Origin of the sequence: Mycolicibacter engbaekii (assembly GCF_002101585.1) — a bacterium.
GTDB classification, from domain to species: domain Bacteria; phylum Actinomycetota; class Actinomycetes; order Mycobacteriales; family Mycobacteriaceae; genus Mycobacterium; species Mycobacterium engbaekii.
On the sequence record NZ_LQOT01000077.1, the window covers coordinates 1 to 2,402 of the forward strand.

Here is a 2,402-nt window from a genome sequence, read left to right on the forward strand (position 1 = left end):
TGATCGCGCTCATCGAACGTCCCCAGGTGTGCTCGCCGAAATTCCTCACCTGTGAGCACCGGTCAGTGTAGGGGTTGACGGGTTCCGGTGGCGGCTCGGCGGAGGCTTTCGGCGGCGGCGTGGTGGTCGCGTAGCCGGTAGGACTCGCCGTCGAGGTTGATGACCACGGAGCGGTGTAGGAGGCGGTCGAGCATGGCGGCGGCGACGGTGGTGTCACCGAGTACTTCGCCCCATGCGCCGACCCCGCGGTTGGTGGTGATGACGATGCTGGTCTTCAAATAGCGTTGGGATACGACTTGAAACAGCGCCGAGGCTGCCTCAGCTGGTAGTGGCAGGTAGCCCAGTTCGTCGATCACCAGCAGTGTTGGGCCGGCGTAGAACCGCATGGTGGTGGCCCAGCGTCCCTCGATGGCGGCGCGGTGGCAGCGTGCGGCCAGGTCGGCGGCGGTAGTGAAGTAGGTGCGGTATCCGGCATGTGCTGCGGCCCTTGCTAATCCAACTGATAAGTGCGTTTTTCCTGTGCCCGGCGGGCCGATCAGTAGGACGTTGGTTGCCGATTCGAGGTAGCGGCAGGTGCCCAGTTCGTCGATCAGTGCGCGGTCGATGCCGGCGGCGGCGTCGACATCGAAATCGGCGAGGGTGGCGGGGGTGGGCAGGTTGGCGAACCGCAATCTTCCAGCGAGGCGGCGGGCGGTGCTGGCATCGACTTCGGCGGCCAGCAGCCGCTCCAGGGCCACCGTGATCGACAGGCCCTCGGCGGTGGCCTGGTCGAGCACCGAGGGCAGGGCCTCGGCGGCAGCGGTGAGTTTAAGCTCGGCCAGGTGCGACCGCAGTTGCTGATAGCGGCTTGCCGCGGCCGCCGGTGTCTCGGTGGTGGTTTTCGGGGTGCGTGGGGTGGGGGTCATTGCAGGGTCCTTTTCTGGGCGGCCCGCTCGTAGACGGACAGGTCGATGACAGTGGAATCGGTTGATGGCGTGGTTGATTCGGCAGAATTGGCGGTGGTATCGCGGAGCGCACGCAGTTGTGCGGCAGCGGTTTTGGCGGCCGGGCCGGGTGGGATGCGTTCCTTGCGGCGGTGCGGTCGCCCGGGGTTGGCGGTGGCCATCGCCGCGGTGTCCAGGGCGATGATGTGGCCGCTGTCGCGGACCATCACACCGAGCCCGTCGGCAGCCATGCGGTGTCGCGCGATCACGATCCCACTCGTGGTGGCGATGTCGCAGAACTGGCCACCGATTGGATGGCTGATCGTCACCTGCGCGGCAGCCAGCTCCGGTGGCACCGAGTACCGGTTGCCGCGGTAGGACACCAACGCTTGGCGCGAGGCGGTCCGGGACTGCGACACGATCACCGGATACGGCGCCGCCGGCACCGGCGCCAGCGGTTCGGCCTTGGCGACCACGGCCACCGAGGATCGCCCGCCGACGGTGGCCCGAATGCGGGTGTCCCCGCGCACACGGGAGAAACGATCCACACTGGCTTGGGCCTGTTCGACGGTCATGTCGTCAGCCAGGGTGCGCCACCAGCGTTGCGCGGCAGTGTGATTGACCTTCTCGACCACACCTTTGCGGTTACCGCGGCGCGGCGGGCAGATCGCCACCGACACCCCGTAATGTTTGGCCACCCCGGAAAACGATGCAGTGACTCGACCTGAGCCGGGATCACACACGGTGGCCATCCGGTCGAACCGCCACACCCTGCTCAGTCCACCCAGGCCGCGGCAAATCTTGTCGATCGCGGCGACCAGATGCGGTTGATCCATCGACGGTGAGAGCACTGCCCGCCATTTCCCAGAATGTGCCAGCGATCCGACCAACAGGAACGCCTTCTTGCCCCAACCCCACGACTCGGGAGGATCGGGCAATTCCAGCCAGTCCCACTGGGTTTCCTCACCCGGCGGATGCGCGATGATGGCGTTGGGCCGATCGGTGGCGGTGCGGCAAGCCTGGCAATCCGGCCGCAAACCTCGGGTGCGGATGTTGCGGGTCAGGCTCTGATACGACAGCCCGAAACCTAGGTCTTCGAGCTCGTCGTAAAGGGTGCGGGCCCACAAGTGCGGGTCCTCGACCAGCCGGGCCGACACGTAGTCGACGAACGGGTCGAACGGATCCGGACCCGACCTGGCCCGCACTCCGGGCTTGCCATCGCCGGCCAGATACTTGCGGACTGTTTTGCGGTCGAATCCGGTGTGACGGGCAATCGCAGAGATCGACCAACCACGTTTTCGTAGGGCGTGTACTTCCATGTCGTCCTCCCATGTGAGCATGAGAAAGCGGGCCTCCTTCGACTGGAGCTACTGGCGTCAGACACCAGCAGCATCGAGGGAGGCCCGCCCTTCTCGGCGGAGCCACACGGGTGGGGAATTTCGATGAGCGTCAGTGGGGAATTTCAGTGAGCGCGGTCAG

Annotated in this window: 2 protein-coding genes; both read right to left on the minus strand. The window is 66.1% G+C overall.

The features are described from left to right. Positions 1 to 62 precede the first annotated feature (62 nt). Complete coding sequence (gene istB, locus AWC02_RS20765) at positions 63 to 905, minus strand: IS21-like element helper ATPase IstB (protein ID WP_085130819.1); 843 nt, start codon at positions 903 to 905, stop codon at positions 63 to 65. Beyond that, positions 902 to 2,263, minus strand: a complete 1,362-nt coding sequence (locus AWC02_RS20770) for a Mu transposase domain-containing protein (protein ID WP_085130821.1) — start codon at positions 2,261 to 2,263, stop codon at positions 902 to 904. The genes istB and AWC02_RS20770 overlap by 4 nt, the downstream gene beginning before the upstream one ends. Between the last annotated feature and the right edge of the window lie 139 nt (positions 2,264 to 2,402).

What these genes read in the sequence shown, in the direction of transcription:
- AWC02_RS20770 (WP_085130821.1), bottom strand. Translation starts at nt 2,263, where the DNA reads ATGCTCACATGGGAGGACGACATGGAAGTACACGCCCTACGAAAACGT.
- istB (WP_085130819.1), bottom strand. Translation starts at nt 905, where the DNA reads ATGACCCCCACCCCACGCACCCCGAAAACCACCACCGAGACACCGGCG.